Consider the following 1,881-nt stretch of genomic DNA (forward strand, 5'->3'; position numbering starts at 1 on the left):
GCGCCGCAGGACAGCGGCACGACCGCCGGGTTCCCCACGGATGGGAGCTGGAACGTGCGCTGGGAGGGTCTGAGCCCGCTGCCCTGAGCGGCCCGGCGCAAACTCAGTCCGCTTTGGGCGCGAAACCCTTCCCGTTGTTGAGGTGGATGTCCAGGCGCGGAGTCTCCCAGTTGTAGGGCTTGTCCAGGATATCGATATCCCCGTCGCCGTCCAGGTCGGCGGCGCGGCTCTCGTGGTTGCCGTAGCCCTCGGCCAGCACGCGGACCCGGAAACGCCCGGCCCCATCGCCCAGGAAAGCGTACATTTTGGCCGCGGGGTTGGCCCCGTCCAGACGCATCTCGGCCAGGAACAGGTCCAGGTGACCGTCGCCGTCCAGGTCCAGCAGGCGCAGGCTGTGGGCGTTGTGCACCGGCTGGGGCAGGAGGTCGTGGCCGACCCACTGCTTGCCGTCGTACTCGTACCAGCGGGCCATCCCCGAGCCGTCCCCGATGGCGAACACGGCCTCGGGCGCGCCGCCCTCCACCAGTTGCCCGGCCGCGGCCCGGCTGAAATACTGGCCGCTGTCGATCACGTGGCACTCGAACTCCCAGTCCTTCACATGGCCGAACCAGCGCCCGCCGCCCACGATGTCACTCACCCCGTCCCCGTCCATATCCGCCGCGGCCAGGCCCTCATGCTCGTTGGGGATCAGCCAGGTCGGCACCTCGGTGTAGACATTTGGCACCGGCACCGACTCCCAGGTGTAGATCACGTGCAGCGGCCAGGGGCCTGAATTGCGCGGGTCGGGGGGAATCTCGGCCAGGCAGAGACGGCGGCCGTTCTGGTTCCAGAACGCCAGCTCCACGCGTCCGTCCCCGTTGAAATCGCCGAACATCTGGTCGTGGTGCTTGGTGGGGCCGTCGGACTTGATCTCGCGCCGCACCCAGGGGACATTCGGGTCAAACGCCGGGGCGGGGTTCTCCCACCACCAGATTCTGTTAGAGTCGTAATCGCCACCCATCACCACGTCCAGGTCGCCGTCCCCGTCGATGTCCCAGCTTGCACCCCCGGCCTCGACAGCCAGCACCTCCGGGTCGAGCACGTAACGCTCCCAGCCCGTGGCGTTGCGGCGGTACCAGATCAGGCTGGGCGGTGCGTGACGGCAGCCGATCACGAAATCGTTCACCCCGTCGCCGTCCAGGTCGGCCACCAGGGAGGCGGTCTGCTCGGTGGACTCACCCGGAGGCGCCAGGGCGCTGTCCACGGTGGAGATCACGGTCCAGTCGGGGAGCGGGGCCCCGCCACTGTCTTTTTGCACCGGGGCGGAGCAGCCTAACAGCAGAGCACTGAACAGCAGGATGCACCTCACGACAGCCTCCTGGTTACTGTTGAGAACCAGAGCCAAGCTCCTTTTCGCATCCGGGCTTCCATCCCGGCCCGGCAATTGGTTCACGCCAGCGAACATTATACAGCCGCGGAAAGCCCACGACAAGTACCGGTGGAGAATAAATCCATTTTATCGCAGCAATGTCCGGTTAGGAACTTGCAGTGAGAAGCCGAAAGACTATATCTGCTTTGGTTTCGGCCAAAGCAGCTAAGCCAGCGGGGGCCGCTTGCCTCGTCCCAACCGCGACACTATTTCTGACTATAGTGTTCGCAAAGCATCGATTCCGCTCCCGCGTTGCAGCGGCGGCGCTGCCGCGAATCGCAGCCGGACAGTACGGCAATTTGAGCCCTGGCCGTTTTACGCTCGATAACACGCTGCCCTGGCGGGAGGCTCAGGCAGGTGCGGCCCCCCAAAGGCAACAGCGGCGGCCTGTCAGCCGCGCGGGGCTTGGCTTTGACCCAGGATCGAATCATTCCGATACGAACACTGTGTTCGACCATGACATTCAATGCAAA

Annotated in this window: 2 protein-coding genes; both read right to left on the bottom strand. The window is 65.3% G+C overall.

Going from position 1 to position 1,881, the window contains the following annotated elements; all coding sequences use genetic code 11:
- Window positions 1-103: 103 nt before the first annotated feature.
- Window positions 104-1,348, bottom strand: coding sequence for a VCBS repeat-containing protein (locus tag LLH00_16980; protein MCE5272974.1), 1,245 nt, complete (start codon window positions 1,346-1,348; stop codon window positions 104-106).
- Window positions 1,349-1,614: 266 nt separating this feature from the next.
- Window positions 1,615-1,881: hypothetical protein (locus LLH00_16985; protein ID MCE5272975.1), on the bottom strand; the 267-nt coding region annotated here is incomplete at its 5' end.

Source organism: bacterium, assembly GCA_021372515.1.
Taxonomy (GTDB): domain Bacteria; phylum Gemmatimonadota; class Glassbacteria; order GWA2-58-10; family GWA2-58-10; genus JAJFUG01.